This is a genomic window from Paenibacillus oryzae, assembly GCF_001675045.1.
Lineage (GTDB): Bacteria > Bacillota > Bacilli > Paenibacillales > Paenibacillaceae > Pristimantibacillus > Pristimantibacillus oryzae.
The window spans coordinates 192,038-212,169 of sequence record NZ_LYPA01000054.1; the positions used below are offsets into that span (position 1 = coordinate 192,038).

General features: G+C 44.2%; 10 protein-coding genes. 6 read left to right on the forward strand and 4 right to left on the reverse strand.

Annotated features, from left to right (window positions below):
• Positions 1–49 precede the first annotated feature (49 nt).
• A complete protein-coding gene (locus tag A7K91_RS12340) occupies positions 50–763 on the forward strand; it encodes a hypothetical protein (protein WP_068683065.1) in 714 nt (237 codons plus the stop codon).
• Positions 764–928: 165 nt separating this feature from the next.
• Here A7K91_RS12340 and A7K91_RS12345 read toward each other — a convergent pair whose 3' ends face one another.
• The 3 genes from A7K91_RS12345 to A7K91_RS12355 all read right to left on the reverse strand — a co-directional run bounded on the left by A7K91_RS12345 (position 929) and on the right by A7K91_RS12355 (position 8,080).
• Positions 929–3,931, reverse strand: coding sequence for a glycoside hydrolase family 48 protein (locus tag A7K91_RS12345; protein WP_068683067.1), 3,003 nt, complete (start codon positions 3,929–3,931; stop codon positions 929–931).
• Positions 3,932–3,945: 14 nt separating this feature from the next.
• The gene (locus A7K91_RS12350; protein WP_068683069.1) at positions 3,946–6,684 is read right to left on the reverse strand and encodes a glycoside hydrolase family 9 protein; all 2,739 of its coding nucleotides are present in this window, start codon (positions 6,682–6,684) and stop codon (positions 3,946–3,948) included.
• A 424-nt stretch (positions 6,685–7,108) separates the two neighbouring features.
• The gene (locus A7K91_RS12355; protein ID WP_068683071.1) at positions 7,109–8,080 is read right to left on the reverse strand and encodes a WD40/YVTN/BNR-like repeat-containing protein; all 972 of its coding nucleotides are present in this window, start codon (positions 8,078–8,080) and stop codon (positions 7,109–7,111) included.
• 454 nt (positions 8,081–8,534) lie between these two features.
• On the opposite strand from A7K91_RS12355, the gene A7K91_RS12360 reads away from it, so the two are divergent.
• Entirely contained in the window at positions 8,535–15,482 is a 6,948-nt protein-coding gene (locus tag A7K91_RS12360) for an immunoglobulin-like domain-containing protein (RefSeq protein WP_068683073.1), read from the forward strand.
• A gap of 97 nt (positions 15,483–15,579) precedes the next feature.
• Here A7K91_RS12360 and A7K91_RS12365 read toward each other — a convergent pair whose 3' ends face one another.
• Positions 15,580–16,449, reverse strand: coding sequence for a deoxyribonuclease IV (locus tag A7K91_RS12365; RefSeq protein WP_068683075.1), 870 nt, complete (start codon positions 16,447–16,449; stop codon positions 15,580–15,582).
• 148 nt (positions 16,450–16,597) lie between these two features.
• Between A7K91_RS12365 and A7K91_RS12370 the strand changes: the two genes are divergently transcribed.
• The 4 genes from A7K91_RS12370 (at position 16,598) to A7K91_RS12385 (ending at position 20,125) form a co-directional block, all read left to right on the forward strand.
• Positions 16,598–17,557 carry an alpha/beta hydrolase gene (locus tag A7K91_RS12370; protein ID WP_156739508.1) on the forward strand — a complete coding sequence of 320 codons (960 nt, stop codon included), beginning with the start codon at positions 16,598–16,600 and terminating at the stop codon, positions 17,555–17,557.
• Positions 17,558–17,784: 227 nt separating this feature from the next.
• Positions 17,785–18,231 carry a LytTR family DNA-binding domain-containing protein gene (locus A7K91_RS12375; protein ID WP_245697464.1) on the forward strand — a complete coding sequence of 149 codons (447 nt, stop codon included), beginning with the start codon at positions 17,785–17,787 and terminating at the stop codon, positions 18,229–18,231.
• Positions 18,232–18,246: 15 nt separating this feature from the next.
• Entirely contained in the window at positions 18,247–18,678 is a 432-nt protein-coding gene (locus A7K91_RS12380) for a DUF3021 family protein (protein ID WP_068683079.1), read from the forward strand.
• 109 nt (positions 18,679–18,787) lie between these two features.
• A complete protein-coding gene (locus A7K91_RS12385) occupies positions 18,788–20,125 on the forward strand; it encodes an alpha/beta hydrolase family protein (RefSeq protein WP_068683178.1) in 1,338 nt (445 codons plus the stop codon).
• Positions 20,126–20,132: the final 7 nt, after the last annotated feature.

Below are 20,132 nucleotides of genomic sequence, written 5' to 3' on the forward strand. Positions count from 1 at the left end.
GCACTTTTTTGAAAAAGAAATCTCAAGAGAGAGGATGCTTTAGTCTTATATGAAAAGAAGATATGCCGGTGCGTTAGCTTGTTTAGCAGTAATTGCGACAGCAATTGGGCTATATATGAGCCAAGAAAAAATCACTGATGCCGATTTGAGAGTAATGCTGAATGCTTGGGATAATAAAGAAATTTCAGATAATCAAAAAAATAAGACGATAAATGCATTAATGGACTTTATTTCAAGAGAACCTGGAATTTCTTCCGATCGATTAAAAGAATTATCTAGCTCCATTAATGTTTTTGAGATTGAGGGAATTAAAATAGTTGAGTATCTGGAGAATCCAGAAATATACGGCTCTAGTAGCAAGGCTAGTTACCATTTTATTCTTTATAATGGTGTAGTTGAAAAGTTTGATCATAACGGGAGCATGCAAATTGACGATGTGGTAGAGAGAACGAATGATGTCTGTTATGTATATGCCACTGATTATAGAGTGTCCAATATAACAGGGATACAAATGTTCAGTATAGCCATAACTAAGGATAACAAGGTAGAGCTTACTTCACTAATAAGCCAACAACAGATGGAATCTGCATTTGTTTACGACGACAAAACAGAAATTTTATACAGACATGATGACCATATTTATTTTGAGGAAATTAGAAATAACGGATCAGAAGTATTAATCAATACGGGAGATTCGGACTTTATCCTAGTTTTGGATGATGAAGGGAAGTACACAATTCACCAGATTAGCGCGGTTCATTAACTACTAATTTGCATCTTCGCTGGAGTGTACATAGTCAATTTTAATGAAAGCAAAAAAATCGTCGCAGCTTCTAAAACCAATACAGTATTTCCTGTCAAATTTCTAAACCAAACAAACAGGTCCCGATTCTCGGGACCTGCTGCTGTTTCAACATATTTCAACGATTTAAGGCTCCATTCCCCATACCAGAGTGCCATTGAGATAGGCAGTTACCTTGTTCCAATCGGCATATGAGGATTTGGTTGCGTCGCGCGAATAGTCATCGCCCTCTGCATAGTTTGACCAGTCGGTTTTGTTGATCCGGATTTGAATATCGCCTGTATCCGCTCCTGGCTGAAGAACTCCAGCTCCCGAGCCAAACGATATTTCATAATAATAATCCGCGCCAGGTACCGCATTGCTCAGCTTGACGAAGCTGCCGCTGACGTTGCTGCTGCCTACGGCAGCATAATCGCAATGGAATTGCTGGCCAACTTCTCCATCAATCGTATAGTAATAACGCACTTTTACATTATCTAGCGAAACAGGTTGTGTTCCATTGTTCACTATTTTGAATTGGGCTCTAATCTGATTGTCATTGGCATTTGTATCGTCAGTACGATATTGTACCTTCAACTCGCCTGTTGGAATCGGTACATCTGTTGGCGTTGCACTGACTTCCGCAGAGTTCGGGCCTGTCCCGACTGAATTGGTTGCGCTAATGACATAATAATAGGTTGTATCATTTATGACGCTCAAATCGGTATACGCATTGCTTGTTACCGTTGCGATATCTGTGTAAGGCCCGCCACTCGTTTCTGAACGCTTCACCGTATAGCTATCGGCTCCAGTGACGTTATTCCAGCTAAGGTTAACTACGCCATCGCCGGCAACAGCCTTAACGTTTGTTGGGGCTTTAGGCGCAACCGGCTCTACAGGGCCCGTTCCGCCATTTTGAATCAAGCGGTCATACTCCGCATACGCTGTGGCAATATCTACTTGTGACCAGAAGCGATGGTAAACAAATTCCGGCGCTCCATCGTCCCATGTTTGGGTTTGCTCATTCCATGAAGTGTTGTATTTGTTTAACAGGTACGACCACTGCGGATCATTAACAATGTCCGGACGAATATCGGTATAGCTTGCGTATACCCCATTACCGCCCTTTAAAGGATCGGAAGGTATGGTGTTGCTGCCTGGAATGGTATTGCCTTGACCAAACGTGCCGCTCCAGCCGGCAGGGAAATAGACCTCTTTTGTAAAGAAGCGGTTGTAATCTCCACGTTCTTCGGCTGTAACAAGACCAATGCCATCATTGTAGCCCCAGGCTACATCCAGCAGGTCTTTGGCAAGCTGCTCGGCTTGTGTGCCAAGTGTTGTGAAGTTGCCTGACTCTGCTTTTGTTCCTGCCGCAAAGAAGGAAAGCGCTTTAATATAGCTGCCGAGTACGCCAATATCCTGATTGGGGTTTCTTGTTACTGCATGCAGATTGGCGTTGCCCGTAGAATTGTTGAAGCCGTTCCAGGTGTTTGGCTGTCCTGACCATTCCACATTGCCTGGAACCCAGAACTCGCCTGGTGCGGATACGGTAGCAATTTGCGGGTTGTTGCCCCCCAGCACTCGATTGCCTAACCCATCCAGATAAAAACCATCTGCATCCGTTGCCGGGCGGCTGTTGGCAAACACATAGTCTATTGACCAGTCTACCCAGTTTTGGATAATCTGCTTGGCCATTTTGAAGTTATCTGAAGTCGTATCGCCGCTAGCAGCCAGGATGTAGTACAGCTCAGCGATACGTTCAACGCCCCAAGTCTGCATGCCAAACCAGTTATTGGACGGAGGATCATGGTATACGGGAGCATCATCATAAGCCATGCCGTAGAAGGTGCTAGTGCCTGCAGGATATGAATGGTAGGAGCCATCGTAGCTGTTGGTCGCTCCCCCGGCAATGGCTCCTTCATTGGATTGCAGCCAGGTGTAGAATTCCAATTGACGAGTAAGCGAATTCGCCCAGTCATCGCCGGCTGTTGGTGAATTTGGAGTTAAGCCTGCATTGGGATCAGACAACGCATAGGCAGCAACTACGTTCTGATAGCCCTGATGAGCATGGCTGGAGCCAATACGCCAAGCCCAATTCCCCGTGCTGCCAAGTCCGCCGCCCCAAGCAGTATACCAGCCCATCAAATAATGGCTGGCATTTTTGCCTGTGCCTGCTGAAGGACTTCCATCGGCTGCGCTTCCAATTTGCTGGAAATATTTATCATACATGCCGTAGCGCAAGTAGTCGCCCATTTTTTTGGCCTTTGCAAAATAGGCATCATTATCATAACCTAACGATTTGGCCCAATACAGAGCCTGGATGGCACGGGCGTCTGCGTCAGTAGCGTTGGTATAACGCCATTGAGGAGCAGGCGTATTTGTTTCTTTAGTGAACAAGGACATAAAGCCTTCCCCTGTTTTTCCAAAGGATTTATCATCTTGAGAAGGATGGGGGATAGCTTCCCATACCGATTCCTGCTCGCCTCTTTGGAACGTATTGACATAGGTGGCGGTATGCGACGGATTAAGCAGGTTGCCAAATCCATACCAATTATCTACATCCACCAGCCAATGCATCAAATACGTCTCGTTGTTGCCATAGGTCGCTTTCAATTCCGAATCAAGCGGATCGCTGCCTGCCGCGTATTGACCATTAAGCAGGCTTGGATATAAATCCGGCTGCGGATGCTCGGCGGCATAGGTGGCAGGGCTGCTTGCATTGTAATAGCTCATTGTAGGCTGCTCTTGATTTCCGTCGCCTTCATTGACGGGGATAATATACTTTTCCATGTTGTCCCAGGCTGCTTCAAGCTGAGACCAATCATCGGTGTAATACCCGTATAGCGCCTCCAGCCACATCCAATAGCTGTACGCCTCCGAGGTTGTCATATGGCCATAGTCCGGAGCTTCGCTGATTAACGTCTCAATGGAGTGATAGGGGATGCCCTCAGGTGAAAAATAGCCGTTGGCCGGGTCTTTCAGCTGGTCATATAGCTGAAGAAAACGAGCCTCTTCCGTGGAGGCGGCGGCCTTAACCGGCTCAACTCCATTTCCGAGCACTCCTCCTGTAGAGACCGAAAATACCAACGCTACCAAGAGCAGGAATGAAGCGGTTTTCCTAAACGAACGCGAAAGTACCAATTTAATCATCCTCTCAAAATAAATTAAGGTTCAATTCCCCATACCAGGGTATTATTTTGATAAATGGTAACTTTGTCCCATGTCGCATAGCTGGTCTTAGTGGCATCGTAGGAGTAATCATCAAGCTCATTGTAGTTAGTCCAATCATTTTTATTCATCCGGATTTGAATGTCGCCTGTGTTGGCGCCCGGAGCCAAACTGCCAGCCCCTGCACTAAAGGACACTTCCACATAATAGTCGGCGCCTCCGGCGGCGACTGGCATGCTGACAAACGTTCCTGCAACATTGCCGCTTCCTACCGCTGCATAGTCGCAATGGAATTGCTGCGGCTTGTCCCCGTCAATCGTATAATAGTAGCGGAGTTTGATTTGATCTAAGGGAATGGCTTCTTCTCCGTGATTGACAATACGGAATTGTGCCCGAATCTGATTATCTCCAGGCTGCGTATCATTGACGCGATATTGCAGCTCCAGATCACCCTCCACCGGAGCTGGAAGCTCCCTCGGCTTAGCGCTCACCTGGCTGGAATTGGGGCCTTCTCCAATTGTGTTTTTAGCGGAAATCACATAATAATAGGTTGTATCATTTGTAAGACCGCTGTCCGTATAGGAGGTGCCGGAGGTAACTCCAATGTCCGTGTAGGGGCCTCCGCTAGTTAATGAACGCTTCACTGCATATTCATTTGCTTGGCTTACAGCGCTCCAGGTTAATTGAACAACCTCATCTCCGGCTATAGCCGATACGTTTTTGGGAGCTGCCGGTACGGCAGGACCGCCAGGAGTGCCTGTCGGCTGTTCTCCAAATACAAGCGTTCCTGCTTCAAACACAGGAATGTAAGACGTTTTGACTGGTGTGGAGCCTGAAGGCGGAAGACCTTGATAGGAAAAATCATTTGTGTTATTCCAGAAGGAGGTTTGGAGTGGGGCAGAGATGCGGAATTGCACTTCTTTACGGAATGCAGATTGGCCGCCAGGATAGATTGAGGTTCCCGTAAAGTCGGCTTCGGTATAGTAAATATGGTTGGCTGCGTCAAACGGAATCAATTGGGATACGACAGCTCCCTGATTGTAGCCTCCGGCAGTCACCGTCACATCTTCAGGACCGTAGCCTGCGGCTATTACTTCTTCAAGATCAACATAGTATCTAAAAGAAAGTGAGCTGCTGGAGCGTGCCGGCCAGCCCGAACGATTGTTGAGCAAAGCCTTGATTTCGATAAAGTTGCTGCCGCTGGCATTAACGGAGGCTTCAACAAACATTTCATCGTCCCGTACCTCCGGTGCAGGGAAAGAGGCAAGCGGCAAGTCGCCGTCTCCATGCTCGATCATCATTTTGGCAAGCGCCCCGGTGAAGCCGGCATTGTAGTCGGTAGCTACCTCATTGGATACAAAATCGCTAATGGAGTCCGTATAGCTATCGTTTACCGATGGTCCGCCAACCAGCGCCCCGTATAGAATATGCCGGTGATTGGCCGGGTTGGTTTGACTGTCGCTCCATGAGCCATGAGAAGTACGATGATGCGGGTGCTGAGGACTGTTGTTGCCGTAACCAATCACATAGCTGCTTTGCCTAGGATTATCCCCCAGCATGTATAAAATCTGACTTTCTGCAAACGATTTAGCCGTTTGCTTCTTCACCGGATCAGTAACCCAGTCGGAGTAGACGAAGGCGAGGAAGGACTGATTGGCAGCATAGCGCAGCGCTCCCCATGTATCCAGATAAGCCAGTCCGCCAGGCGTATAATTAATTCGTTCTCCCGTACCGGCTACTCCTGTCGTCCAGTATTGTATATTTTTTTCGGTTGATTGAACAAAACGGGGATCATTAGTAATTCGCGCAAGCAATAATTGGGCCCCATAATGCTTGTCATCCCAGGCATGCGCCCACTTGTAATCCCAGCCGCCTCCCTGAAGGGTTCCCCAATAATCACTGGCGGCAATTGCAGCATCCAGATAATCCTCATCCTCTGTAGCTAAATAAAGCCATACAGCCGCCCAGCTTAATTCGTCAGCATATCCGCTCCAGGAATTATAGAAGGCCTGAGCATCGCTGATGCTGTCCGAATATTTTCCCCGATATTGATCTGCAAACTGATACAGCTCCTTGGCATGCTGGAGCAGCAAGGCCGAATAAGCCGGATCGCTATCAGCAAAAATAATCGAGGAGGACGCAAGCGCTGCAGCTGTTTCTCCAGCCAGATCCGAGCCGGGATTTGCTGCGTCAATTTTATAGGCTGGCCGGGCCATTGGCATTACTTCAGCAGGCCCCCACCAGTTATGGTCGGCCGTTCCATTCCCCACTTGCCCCCATAGCTCATTAGGAGCTGTGTGCGCCTTGATGAAATAATCCGTAGCCCACCGAATATTATCGAGTATTGCATCTAGCTGTCCGGCATTTTCATAGCCCTCACGATACTCATACACAGACCATGCAAGCATCGTGGCTGTTGCAGCCATCGGGAAACCAAATTTTACGTGGTCCCCTGCATCGTACCACCCGCCGGTTAAATCAACTCCTACGTCCGCTCCATCCTGGAGCCCTGAATCGCCTCGCCATTCCACCCTGTTATCCTCGGGCAATTTCCCGGAACGCTGCGCTTCATAGAAGTAGATAGATTTTTGCAGTGCCTCCGCGTAGTTGTAAGTAGAAGCCGAGAAAGAACCTGAAGTAGAAGCTGAAGTTGAGATTGTTCCAAAACCAACACTTGTAAGCGCTAACAAAATGCTGAGTAGAAAAACACTTCTTTTCTTGAATCTTTTACCCATAGTAGATTTCCTTCTCCTTTCATAGCAAAGTAAATGCGGACAAAAGCTTCTGTTCACCTCCCTGTTAAAAGTAGAGGAGCAGAATTGTGTCTATTTACAGAGCGAGGCTCCTGTTCACAATATATCATATATTGATAAAAATTTACAACAATATCATAAAGTATCCAAAATTTTTTAGGAGGGGAAAAATTGTTGTCTGGTGTTGTCGTCCGCTGAGAGGCCTTCATTTAGGCCTTTTGCTCAGCGGTCGATAGTCGTCACAGGTGGGGTGCGTGGCGTGGAAATGACGAATGGATACTTAGGGCGTGCTGAAAACTCGCTCAAGGGCATCTATTACCGCCTTTTCGCCCCTTGCAGGAAACAAAAATTCGGCAACATCTGCTCCCTGCGGAGTTTTCAGACACACCCTAGAAGGCTATAGCTTTCAGTTTTCTATTTCATAATTAGTAGTTTTGAAGTTATCTAGCTTCCCGTCATAATCCCATGTTAATCCTTCGTCTTTACTGTAAAAATAGATGATTCCTACCGTTGCACCGTTCTCTTGATTCGTCAGCAGAATGGGATAAAGTCCTTCTTTTCCGTTGAAAATGGGGGACAGTGGCGTCTTATTATAGTCATTGAATTCTTCTGGCAGCTTGATCTCAAGTTTTTTCCATGAAGCTCCCTGATCCTTGGTCCAATAAATTTCAGGGCCGGCATCCCTATAGTAGCGGAATCCCAAAAAGCCAATATCCTTGTTTGAAAAGCCTGCCCCTGTTAGATGTTCTGAATAAACGTCATTCGGATTGCCTACCTCTTTCCATGTCTTCCCGCCATCAGCGGTTTGAAACACATAATTCAATGCCTTTCCTACGCCGTGGGAAGCACCGCTTGTCATCCAGCCATCCGTCTTGGACGTAAAACCAATAAACAATTCATCTCCTTTTGCCCCTTGAATGATCGTATCATTCCACGTTTCTCCCATATCGTCACTTATCAGGACATGGAGTGGAGATAGGTTTCCAGGTTCGGGATTATACACGATGGCCGTTTTATCCTCGGATATAAAAAATCCGCCACTGCTTATTCCTCTGTCCCACGCATCCCTGGACATATTTAATTTCATTGGTGATTGCGCGGTAACTTCTCCATTCCGATAAGAGATGGAAACATGACCTTTCTTATCAATGGAATATGCATTACCTGTATCATTCACAAGCACTTGCCGCCCACTGGAATTAATAGAATAGATCGTTCCAGGTTTAAATGCTGCGCTGCCGTTTGTAACGTTTGGGCTGCCGTTCGTAACGTTTGCGCCGCAAGCAGCCAAAAGGCCGAGCACGAGGACAACGAAACAAAAAAGCGTAAGGCCATTTCGCTTCTTTTTCATACCAAGGATGGATTTGAACCTTCTCATCGTATGCGTACCTCCCCTAAATTCGTTGATAATGCCCAAAACGATGACTCGGTTTCTGCATGGGAGCGATTTTATCTGATGACGAGCATAATTTCCAACTAGGCATCACGAATATGACGATCCAAAAGATGGAAAGGTTGCGTCGAACCAAAATGTGTGGAGCGCTGCTCACTGTTGGTGCAGAAGGACAATTAAAGTAGGAGTGTATTGGCGAAAAAGGAAAGAGGGGCAACGTCCCCCTTTTTAAGCAAGTTTACCTGTACTTCTAGCCATTTGATTTTGGCCTGTGCTTGCTTTAACTGAGAACAGTTTCAAATAGTCCATTAGACCTAAATTGAAATGTGCCTAAAAATCGGAATGTTTAGAATATGTTTAGCGCTGAATGCTAGTATTAGGAAAGAAGTCATAAAGGAATGAATGGCTTTAGCAAACCTAAACAACAGGGGGGAAAGCAGTGAATAAACGGTGGCTGAAAAAGCTAGGAGTTTCCATGCTTAGCTTTACTTTGATTGTATCGCTAATCTCGACAGCACTTCCAATTCACTCTAGTGCAGCAGAAGCGGTTCAGATTGGAATCGATGTACAGAAGGCCTATGATGTCGATGTCGTGCTGGCAGTAGATAATTCCACGCAAAATATTGACACCTACAAAGAGGATCTTCAGAGTGCATTAGAGCTTAGAGGCGTAAATGCCAGCAATCTTAACATTCAATCTGTGCAAGTTAACGAAACAAATATTTTAGAGGGTAAGTTTGAGCTTAAACTTTACTGGCCAGGTCCAGATATAGATATGGATGCTCACGTTGAGTTCTGGAGTTCAGAAAGCGCAGTAGATGAGTTATCATATCGAAAGCTAGCCGTATATGGCAGCACTTTGAACAATGATGATAGAGTTGGCGGCACCGGTGAGATAATTACGTTAAGTCTGGATACAATTCCAGCTAATATTGTGGAGCTTAAAGTATACATTAATCCATATGAAGGTTCGGACACATCCACGATGTATTTGAACAAAACAGTAAACAACGTGAAACAAGAAATCATTCAATACTCTGGGTTTGTAACCACTAAATTTTATTTTGGCAGCTTTAAGCGTAACCAGGATTCTTGGGACTTCCATTTTAATAATGGCTCCATTTTTCCAGGTAAAGAGGTAGAGGTTATTTCAAAGGATTTCATGGAGGTTCTTCGCGAACCGGATTGGAGGCCTTCAGCTAGAAAATACATCGTTAACCTGAATGACCAGACAGTGCCGGATTTTGACGACTCCATTGCACTGGGCGAAATTATGACGAGAATGGACAACGACCAAATCCATTACATTGGCTGGGGCGAAGACAGCGATGGTGCAGGAGCGGGCGATTTAACACAAAATCAGGCAGAATCCTTTATTAGAAAAAACAACGATAAAGGCACGTTTGTTAATCGCACAGGTTCTACCTATCAGCAGCAAGTAGATGCAATGGCTGATTATATTGCGGATAATTCGCGCAGTGAAGCTAACAATGAATATCTGGAGCTAGGTCAAAATTACGATTTAATTGTTTCTCCAGCATCCGAGCTTACGAATACGAAGGATGAGAATTGGCCGCAAGGCAAATGGAGAATCCAGCATGACCCAAGCGTTTATGCTAATAACACAGGGGTTGTCCCGTATAGCGGAGAATACTTGGATGATTTCCTTCCAACTTTCAATAAAGTTGGACGGTACGATATTTATTATTCAGATGTGCTTGTCAAAACACTATATGTACACAGAAAACCAGTGAGCCGCTTTGATGTTGAGGTTAACGGAAATAACGAGGTTACCTTAACGAATTTATCGTATGACCACGATACTCCGGCTCAAAATAATGGCATCCAGGAGGCCATCTGGAAGTGGAAGCTTACGACTGACGAAGAGTGGACAAGCGGCCAGCCTGCAAGCTTTGTGCCTAATCAGGATTACATCATTCAGCTTATGGTTAAGGACTATCAAGGCACATGGAGTACGGCTCGTTCACGTTATCAGTCGACACAGTCGGGCGCAGGAAAACCAATCGCCGATTTTGAGTTAAGCGCCAACCGGTTGATATGGCCGGAGAGTACGATACAAATTGAAAATACAAGCTATGATCCTCGTAGTGCGGACCTGACAGAGCAGGAATGGACCGTAACTAAAAATAATGATGTTGTTTATACAGGCAGCTCGCCTAAGCTTGATTTCACTAGCAATGGCGTTGGTACGTATAAGATATCACTAAGAACAAAAAATCAAAGTGGTACGTGGTCAGAAACCTTTAGTCGCTTTTTGAATATCCTTCCTAACAGTCAACCTGAGATTTCCAGCATCGGCAGTCAAACGGTTATTGAAGGAGTAACGAAAGAAATTCCGTTCCAGGTTAAAGATGAAGAAACGGGTCCTTATAGTGTAACGGTAACAGGAGCCTCTTCTAATCCAGCCGTTATTCCCAATGAACATATCATTGTTACCGGCAATGGAAAGGACCGTGTTGTATCTATTACGCCTATATTTGGACAATCGGGCAATGTCACAATCACATTGTCAGCTAGTGATGGCGATATGACTGTACAGCAAACCTTTACGGTTACTGTCGTTGAAAGGCCAGCTCCAGATAGACCGAGTATAGAATCTCAAACGGTTAAACCGGGTTCAAGCATTAAAATTACATCCGATGCGCCTGCTGTAGGATTAACAGCTTGGTTAGCACCGAGTGGTACAACAAGTTTTCAAGAAGGCACGACAATGACGAAATTAGCTGGCGATGGCTCTGGTGACACTATTGTGACACCTCTGGCAGAAGGAACATACTACCTGTATGTCATGGATGCTTATGGTAAAGTATCCGCTGCTTCTGAAAATGCAGTCATCGTAGATAATACGCCTCCTAATATGGCTGATATTCAATTACCAATAGCCGGAGACAACGTTATTAACGCTTACGAGGTTAAACAGCTCGTCGTTTCTGGTACAGCTGAAAAGGATGCAAAAGTTGAAGTAACGTTTAAAGATGAACAATCACAAACAATCGTTATTACAACCTATGCTAATGAAAATGGCGAATGGAGCATTGATCCTAGCGATATTAGCGCTGTAGCTGATGGGGCAATTACGGTTATAGTAAAAGTCATTGATGAAGCAGGCAATGAAAGTGTAGAGCGCGAGCAAAACGTTCAAAAAGCTACCGTTAAGCCTAATAACCAGGATGATGTGCTTTCCAGTAATCAAGCGGTTAAAGGCAACACAGTAATTACGCTTGATGCAGCAGCCGGTGAAGGTTTGACTATCTTTATAGCACCCCATGGAACAGCATGGGAAGATTTAATCGCAAATGGGACTACGATTACGAGTGTTTCAGGAACTTATGAATCAATCCATGCGCCAACAACTGACGGAACCTATCGTGTCTATATTAGGGATGCGGCAGGCAATGTATCCGAGCCTAGTAATGCCACAATTGTTGTCGATAATATTGAGCCAACGATTAATTCATTGATTCCAGATACAACAGACTGGGTGAATGACTCGGTTGTCATAACGGTTGATGCTACTGATAGCGATGGCAGTGGAATTGCTGAAGTGAAGTATGCAAGTGGCCATCAAACGGCTAACTATTTCATAGCAAATGGTATCTCTGTAAATGACGACAGCTTTGAAGTTGATACGAATGGCGAATATACGGTTTATGTTCGTGATCATGCGGGCAATGTGACCATTCAGCTTATCCAAATTTCCAATATTGACAAGGAGAAGCCAACTCCACCTGTTATACAGCTTCAGCCTGATCGGGATTTCTTTAACGGTGACTACACGATTTCAATCACGCCTGGTCAAGACACTGTAACAGAAGCAACGTATACCGAATATCGTATAACAGGCGCTATTGAGGTTAATTGGACGCCATACAATGAAGCTGAAGCTTTAGTGCTTACTGAGGATGGCACGTACACAATCGAAACGAGAAGCTATGACGATGTAGGGAATGTCAGCGATATTGCTGTACGTACGATTGTCATTAATCGAGAGCTTACGGTATTCCCGACGGTAAGTATTTCACCTGACAAAGCATTTAGTAATGAGAATGTAACAGTATCCATTACCAAAACATTTGATGAACAGCATCAGGACGAGGGTGAAAATTCCGTTGTTTACTACAAAATTCCTAGCCTCGGTTTGAATGAATACGTAGAATATACGGGAGCATTTGATATTACGCAGGAAGGAACAACCATCATTCAAATTATGGTTAGAGACAGGGCCGGCAATGAAGTTACTGCAACAAAGGTAATTAATATTGATAAGACGGCGCCTACCAACCAAAATCAAGTTCTTGCAGATGATGTCGTTGCTCAAGGCAACACGTTGATTACGATACAACCTTCCAGTGATGGCGAAGATACCATTTGGTTAGCGCCAGCCGGAACAACCTGGTTTACTGAAAGCGAAAGCATGACAAAAGCTTCTGGTGGTTCAACCGGAATCGTAACGCCAGCTTTGGATGGAGAGTATAAAATTTATGTGATCGACAAATCAGGCAATGTTTCAGAACCTAGTGAGGCGACGGTAACTGTTGACAACATACCTCCGGCGGTAAACGGTATTGAGAATAATGAGATTTACAAGGAATATCCGACAGTGAGCTTTGAAGACGGCACAGCTACATCAGCTACATTAAACGGCGTGCCATTCCAGAGCGGCGCCAGGATTGAAGCCAATGGGGAATATACCCTTGTTGTAACGGATGCTGCGGGCAATAGTACGGTTATCACGTTTGTAGTAGACTATGACAAAGAATCGGTTGATAAGGACACTGCTGCGCTAGAGCTAGACTTTGCTCCAGGTGATCATCCTGAATGGGTATCGACTGATATATCGCTGAGGGATAAAGGGTTTTTCGATAGCGAAATCGAGTGGACAAGCAGTCACGAGGATATTTTATCGCATGACGGCAAAGTTACAGCCCCTTCGGCCGATACGGAAGTAACCTTAACTGCCAAGATTACTAAAGGCGATTTTACGCTGGAAAAGACCTTTACTGTGCTAGTTAAGGCAGATCCGGTCAAGCCTGTTATCGCATTAAATGGCGGCAGTAACGTCATTGTAGAACAAGGCCAAATCTATGTGGAGCAGGGCGTTCAAGCCGTTGACAACATAGACGGGAACATTACGGATAAAGTGGTTATGAGCGGATTTATCGATACTAAAACGATTGGTGTATACACATTAATCTATACCGTATCAGACAAAGCGGGTAACCAAACGCAAGTAGAGCGTACTGTTACGGTTGTGAAACCATCCGTTCCGGCCAGCACCATTATTCAAGTAGATGGCGATCAAACTTCTACAGACAATAAGGTTAGAAATGCATTGGAAGAAGCCAGGAAGCAAAAGGCAGGCAAGATCGTACTTGTTGTTGACGAGCCAGTTGAAAATGGTGCTCCTGTGAAAGTTAGCATTAGCAAGGATCAACTAAAAACAGCATACGATCAGCATACAAAAATGGAGCTTCGTACCGACAATGCTTCCATTATTGTACCGATTCGCGATCTGGATTTAACTCAATTCACAGGAAACTCAAGATTAGAGCTAGTGATCGAGCAGGTGGATGTTGCTCAAGCAGAAAACCAGGTATTAGTAACCGCTATTCAAAACATGAATGCGAATTTTGCAATTTACGATAATAAGGTTTTTGACTTTAAGATGAGAGTGATCGAAGAAGATTCTCAAGGTAATGTTACTCGTACAGAGGATATTAAAAATTTCCAAACAACAGAGGATATCGTTTTAACGATTTCTGTTGGTACGAACATAAATGAGCAGCTGAAATTTATGACCTTCTACTTTAATGAAGCATCAGAAGAGTGGGAGTATATTAGAAGCAGCTATGATGGGGCTTCTGGCAACATGACACTATTAACCAATCATCTTAGTATTTATTCGGTTATGAGTGCGACTAAGGCTCAGAAGCAAGCAGAGCTGGCTCATATTTTGAACAAAACTCCTATTACGATCCAGGAAGTGCGCAGCATTATTGAAGATCCGGATATGGACTTTGAACAAGAAGCAATGAATAAGTACGATGCATTTACGGATGTTCATAAAGACGCTGTAGCTCAAGACATCATTAATAAAAAGCCAAATGGCGGCTATACGTATCCTTCGCTTAGCGCGCAAGTCATTTCGAGCGTAAATGATAAGCACAATGCAATTGTTACGGATACCGTGAAGCCAGTCATTACCCTTTCTGGTCCTAGTACGGTATATGTAACGAAAGGCAGCGCGTATATTGAGCAAGGTGTAACGGCTACTGATGATCAGGATGGCAATATTACTGGACGAGTTATTTTGATAGGTTCTGTAGATACATCACAAAATGGAACCTACATTCTGCGTTATCTTATTACGGATGTAAATGGCAATCAGTCTGAGGTTACAAGAACGGTTATTGTCCATAATCCCTATAGCTCGCCTATCTTCGCTAGCCCCGTTGAAGAAGCGGCAGGGGAGACAGCATTGCCGGTTGTTATTTTGGATAGCCAGAAGGATCGTTACCTGATTAAGGAAAACAAAGATCAAGCTATGGTGTCCAAGAAGGAACCACAAATGAATATTGTGGGTAAAGTCTATACAATCGAAGCGGCTTCCAATGCACCGATTGGACAAATCGTTGTACAAATGAAGTACGTTCCAAGTGAGATTACGAACTTGAACCAGCTTGCTGTTTACATGTACGATGAGGCTAAGCAACGCTGGGTCTCCGTTGGCGGCATTATTGATGCTCAAAATCATACGGTTACGATTAAACTGGATTCCCCGGCATCAATCGCTTTAATGGAAAACAAAAAGGCATTTAAAGATCTTGATGGACATTGGGCAAAGGATATTGTTGAATTCCTGGCAGCAAGACAAATTATTGCAGGCGACAGCGAAGGAAACTTTAATCCTAACATGGGTATTACGAGAGCTGAGTTCTCTACACTAATTGTAAGAATGCTAAATCTTCCAATTAATGAATCAGCAAGTCAATTTGCCGATGTAACAGATGAGTGGTATGAAGCGTACATTACGACCGCTCAACAATATGGAATTGTTAAGGGTGTGAGCGATAGCAGCTTTGAGCCTGAGCGAGTGGTGTCCAGACAAGAGATGGCAGCAATCATTATTCGAACGCTTAGGAAATATAAGGATGTATCGTTTACCGATGAAGATCTTAAGTCTATAGCTGAATTTGCAGATACAGATAGCATTAGCGCTTGGGCATATGAAGATGTATATGCGGCAAGAAAGCTGGAGCTAATGATCGGTAGAGACGGCAATAAATTTGCGCCTCGCAAACCAACGTTAAGAGGCGAAGCAGCTTCCGTTATTTATAACCTGCTGAAGAAGCTTGAACTCATTTAATCACTAATGAAAAAGGCATCCTATCCGTCCTTCGGGGACAGGCAGGATGCCTTTTGAATGTGTGGCGTGCCAAGCTAAGAACGTTAAGGTTGTTTTGTTATTTTTCTATTGGCGCTGTCCGTTCTCTTTTTAGTAATGCGATTTCATGTTTGTAAGGAGGATTTTTGTATTTAATGGGGCCAATGGATGGGGTTTCGAGTAGTTTGGGGATACCGGAAAGCTGCGGATGGTGAACAATATAATCCAACGCTTGCAAGCCGATAAATCCGTGTCCGATGTTTTCATGCCGATCCCTTCGCGAGCCGCGCTCGTTTTTGGAATCGTTGATATGAAGCACCTTTAGCCGATCAAGTCCAATGATATGATTAAAATGATCAAGCACATCGTCAAAGCAATGGACGATATCATATCCGGCATCATGAACATGGCATGTATCCAAGCAAATCGATAAGCATTCATTGTAGACGACTCCATCCAGAATACGAGCCAGTTCTTCAAACGTAACGCCGCACTCCGTTCCTTTTCCCGCCATCGTCTCTAATGAAATTTGAACCTCTTTATTTCGCGTAAACAGCTCATTAAGTCCCTCTATAATTTTATTGATACCTGCATCCACGCCTGCGCCAACATGCGCGCCCGGGTGCATGACAAGCTGCTCTGCACCGAGCGCTGCCGTTCGTTCCATTTCGTCATGCATAAAGTCAATGCTGTAGCTAAAGATTTGATTGTTAATAGAATTGGCCAAATTGACCAAAAAGGGAGCGTGCACGACAATATTGCTGATCCCGTGTTTCTTCATATGCTCATGGCCTTCTAAAATATTGTAATCAGAAATCGGTTTACGTTTGGTATTTTGCGGAGCGCCTGTGTATATCAAAAAAGTGTTGGCTCCGTAGGAGGCGGCCTCTTTGCTGGCCTTGAGCAGCATTTCCTTCCCACCCATCGATACGTGGCTGCCAATTAGCATTTATTGATCCCTCGAATCTGACGATTTCACAAAATAAAAAACAGAGTATAGTTCAGCATTTGCGGGAGAAAACCAGATTATACATAAATATGGACAGGTAAAATCGCCACAGCTTGTCAGGTTAAATTTTCCTATATTCGTATTATAATTGAATAAGGAAAAAGCGTTGAGTATTTGTGATGGAAAGTGTAGCCCAAGAAAGCAAAACAAACGTGAAACGGGAGGTATCGAGATGAAAAGACATCAGTATCATGATGTGTTTATGAGAGGTACGCTAGAGAGGATAACTTATGTGACAACCAATCGTGAAGGAGAGCCGCGCGATAAATATGCCAACGTCTATTTGCCGCATGGCTATGACGCTGCTGACAAGGAGAAAAAATACAATATTCTTTACGTTATGCATGGCGGTGCAGGAAACCCGGATTCCTGGCTGGATTGCTGCAAGGTTAAAAATATGCTCGATTATGCAATAGACAGGGGAGAGGTACAGCCTTTAATTGTTGTATTTCCTTCATACTACAAAGAAAAAGTTCCCAGGGCAGGTGCGCCGGATGCGGAGCGGGAAAGAAACAATGTTCTTTTATTTCAAAATGAATTAGTAGAGGAACTCTTGCCCGCAGTTGAAAGCGCTTATCATACGTATGCTGAAGATGTGACGAAAGAGGCTTTAATTGCTTCAAGAATGCATAGAGGCATAAGCGGTTTTTCGATGGGCGGATGTACAACGTGGTTCGCATTTATTAATCATCTGGATTATTTCTCGGAGTTCGTTCCATTAAGCGGAGATTGCTGGGCCATAGAAGTAATGGGTGGCTTAAGCAAGCCGGTTGAAACCGTAAAGGTATTAAGGGAAAGCGCAGTTAAATCAGGCTATGGCACGGACGAATTTTTTATTCGTGTAGCAACCGGCACAAAAGACGCTGCGTCGGAACCTCTGACGATGCAGGTAAACGAAATGAAAAAGTACCCGGAGGTTTTCGTGTATAATGACGACCATACCAAGGGCAATTTCCATTTCCTTCATGAAAAAGATGAAGTTCATTCCTATGAATCAGTTTATCAATTTCTATATCATTTTCTTCCTTATTTGTTCAAAAGCAAGTGAGGAAAGTAAGAAGGCGAAGTAATGCTCAGGTAAGAGCTCCCTTTTGGCTCTCTTTTGGCTACGATTCGCACTTTTTTAAAACCGTATCTGTATTTTTCCATAGGAAGCTCAAGCGAAGTTGGCGCTTGGGCTTTTGTGCTTTTTATGCGTAGTGTATATTGGAAATAAGCGTTGGAGTTACAGGCGCCTAGTGATTATATTGAATATATTATTTTGAATATCCGAGGGTGATTTCGATCAAAATATCCATCGAAGTAATAGACAAAACAGAAGAAGAGGAGATTCGAATCAGGTGTCACCAGGCAGGCGAAGAAATAGACAGGCTTGTACATACAATCAAAACTGAAACGCTCATTCTACTTGGTTATCAGGAGGATCAAATCAGCCGTATCAAGCTTTCCGATATTTATTATTTTGAAGCGGTTGACGGAAAGGTATTTGCCTATGGCAAAAGCAGCGTATATGAAGTTAAACAAAAGCTTTACGAGCTGGAGGAGCTTTGCAAAGGAAAACATTGTTTTCGCGCCTCCAAGTCAACCATTCTGAATATAGCTAAAATCGAAAGCATCCATCCGTCGATCAGCGGCCGCTTTCAAGCCTTATTGGATAACGGGGAAAAGGTAGTTATATCGCGGCAGTATGTGCCAACGCTTAAGCATATGCTTGATTTATAAGAAGGGGGAGCTAGTATGAATGATTCCAAGCGTATAAAAGAAATCGTTAGAGATTTTTTAATCATATTTGCCTCCATCATAATCATTATCGCTGTTTTGCGGCTAATCTTTGATCCGGATGAAAGCTTCGAGCTAAGGACGGTTTTTATCATTATGGCATTTTCTTTTGTAGGCGCTTTGACTGGAGTTGTGTTATATCCAACGGAAGCGATTAGCGAGAACATAATGCGTCTGCGAGTGATTTTACATTTCATTTTTCTGGAGGCCTTATTACTATCTCTGGCGGTCCTGTTGAAGCTTGTAAACGGTCTTTTCAGCATATTGGTATTGGCTTTGCAAATTGCCGCAGCCTACGTTATCGTTCGCCTGCTGGCGTATAAAAATGACCAAAAAGAAGCTCAAAGGATCAATGAACGACTAAAAGCATTAAAAAAAGAAGAAGTTTAAATACAACTTATCGGCTCTCAGCTACAGCTTATCGTTTATCCATATACACCTGCTCTGCCATTGATTATGATGAGCTCATAAAAAGATGGCGAAGGAGCGGGAAAATCATATGGAGATGATAGTACTTGTTGTTGCATTGGCCCTCGAGCTGGTGATTGCCCTTTATTCCATGGTAACCAAGCAAAGACAAAGCAAGCTGAAGAGCTGGACGAGAATAGCGATGTTTATAGGATTCTTGTTGCTGATTTTGGTGAAATATGTAGACTGGAGCTACACCTGGCTGCTGTTTGCAGGTTTGCTCGTTATTTTAGCGGCTAAGGAAATGGTTATCCTCTTGCGCAAGCCCAAACCCAATCTCAATTCCACTCCGCGTTACAAGGCTTTTCCTACGATATGGAAATCTCTTTTATTGGCATTGACTGTAGTTATTACCCTTATTCCGGCTATCCTTTTTCCGCAGCATAGGCTTCCGCAAGTAACGGGGCCGTATCCAGTTGCAACCGCCACACACAGCTATGTAGACAAAAATCGTATTGAGGCATTTACGGATCAGGGAGAAAAGCGGTTTGTTAACGTGGAATTCTGGTATCCAGAGCAGGCTGAAGGCACCTATCCTTTGCTTGTTTTCTCTCATGGGGCATATGGGATCAAAAGCAGCAATGCTTCTACCTTTACAGAGCTTGCGAGCCACGGTTATGTCGTTGCTTCGATTGACCATCCCTATCATTCGTTTTATACCGTTTCCGGGGATGGAAAGGTCGTGACGGTTGATTCTGGTTATATGAAAGAAGTGAATAATGCAAATAAAGAAGGGATTTATTCCCTTGGCGATATTTTTGAGCTTTTTCAAAAATGGATGAAAGTGCGAACGGACGATATGGATTTTGTTATAGATACGGTTCTGGAGCAAGCCGGGCAAAAAAACGACTCCGAGCAAAAAAGAGACTCTGTTTATGAACGTATCGATACACAAAAAATAGGAGTGTTTGGCCACTCCATGGGGGGATCGGCAAGCGTAGCGCTGAGCAGGGAACGCGATGATATTGACGCCGTAGTCAATATAGATGCTCCGTTTTTTAGCGAGCTTAAGTATGATAAAGCTACAGATGAATTAACTGCCAAATCCGAAGCTTACACCATTTCGCTCCTTAACCTTTATTCTGACGACGTGTGGATACAGCTTGATAGCAGTCCAGTGTATGCAGCAAACCAGCTTTCAAATGAAGCGTTTAAAGGGGCATACACCGTTCATTTTAAAGGCGCGAAGCATTTGAGCTTAACTGATCTGCCTTTATTTTCGCCTATATTGGCAAACCTGCTGCAAGGAGGCAGAAAAGCCAGTATCGATAAATATTACGCGATTGAAACGCAGAATGAACTTATCCTCCGTTTTTTTGACCATGCCCTAAAAAATCAAGGTTCGTTTACTCCAAAAGCGGTCTATTAATTATCCG

Coding starts and splice junctions, on each gene's coding strand:
- A7K91_RS12340 (WP_068683065.1), top strand. CDS start 50: ATGAAAAGAAGATATGCCGGTGCGTTAGCTTGTTTAGCAGTAATTGCG.
- A7K91_RS12355 (WP_068683071.1), bottom strand. CDS start 8,080: ATGAGAAGGTTCAAATCCATCCTTGGTATGAAAAAGAAGCGAAATGGC.
- A7K91_RS12365 (WP_068683075.1), bottom strand. CDS start 16,449: ATGCTAATTGGCAGCCACGTATCGATGGGTGGGAAGGAAATGCTGCTC.
- A7K91_RS12345 (WP_068683067.1), bottom strand. CDS start 3,931: ATGATTAAATTGGTACTTTCGCGTTCGTTTAGGAAAACCGCTTCATTC.
- A7K91_RS12385 (WP_068683178.1), top strand. CDS start 18,788: ATGGAGATGATAGTACTTGTTGTTGCATTGGCCCTCGAGCTGGTGATT.
- A7K91_RS12350 (WP_068683069.1), bottom strand. CDS start 6,684: ATGGGTAAAAGATTCAAGAAAAGAAGTGTTTTTCTACTCAGCATTTTG.
- A7K91_RS12380 (WP_068683079.1), top strand. CDS start 18,247: ATGAATGATTCCAAGCGTATAAAAGAAATCGTTAGAGATTTTTTAATC.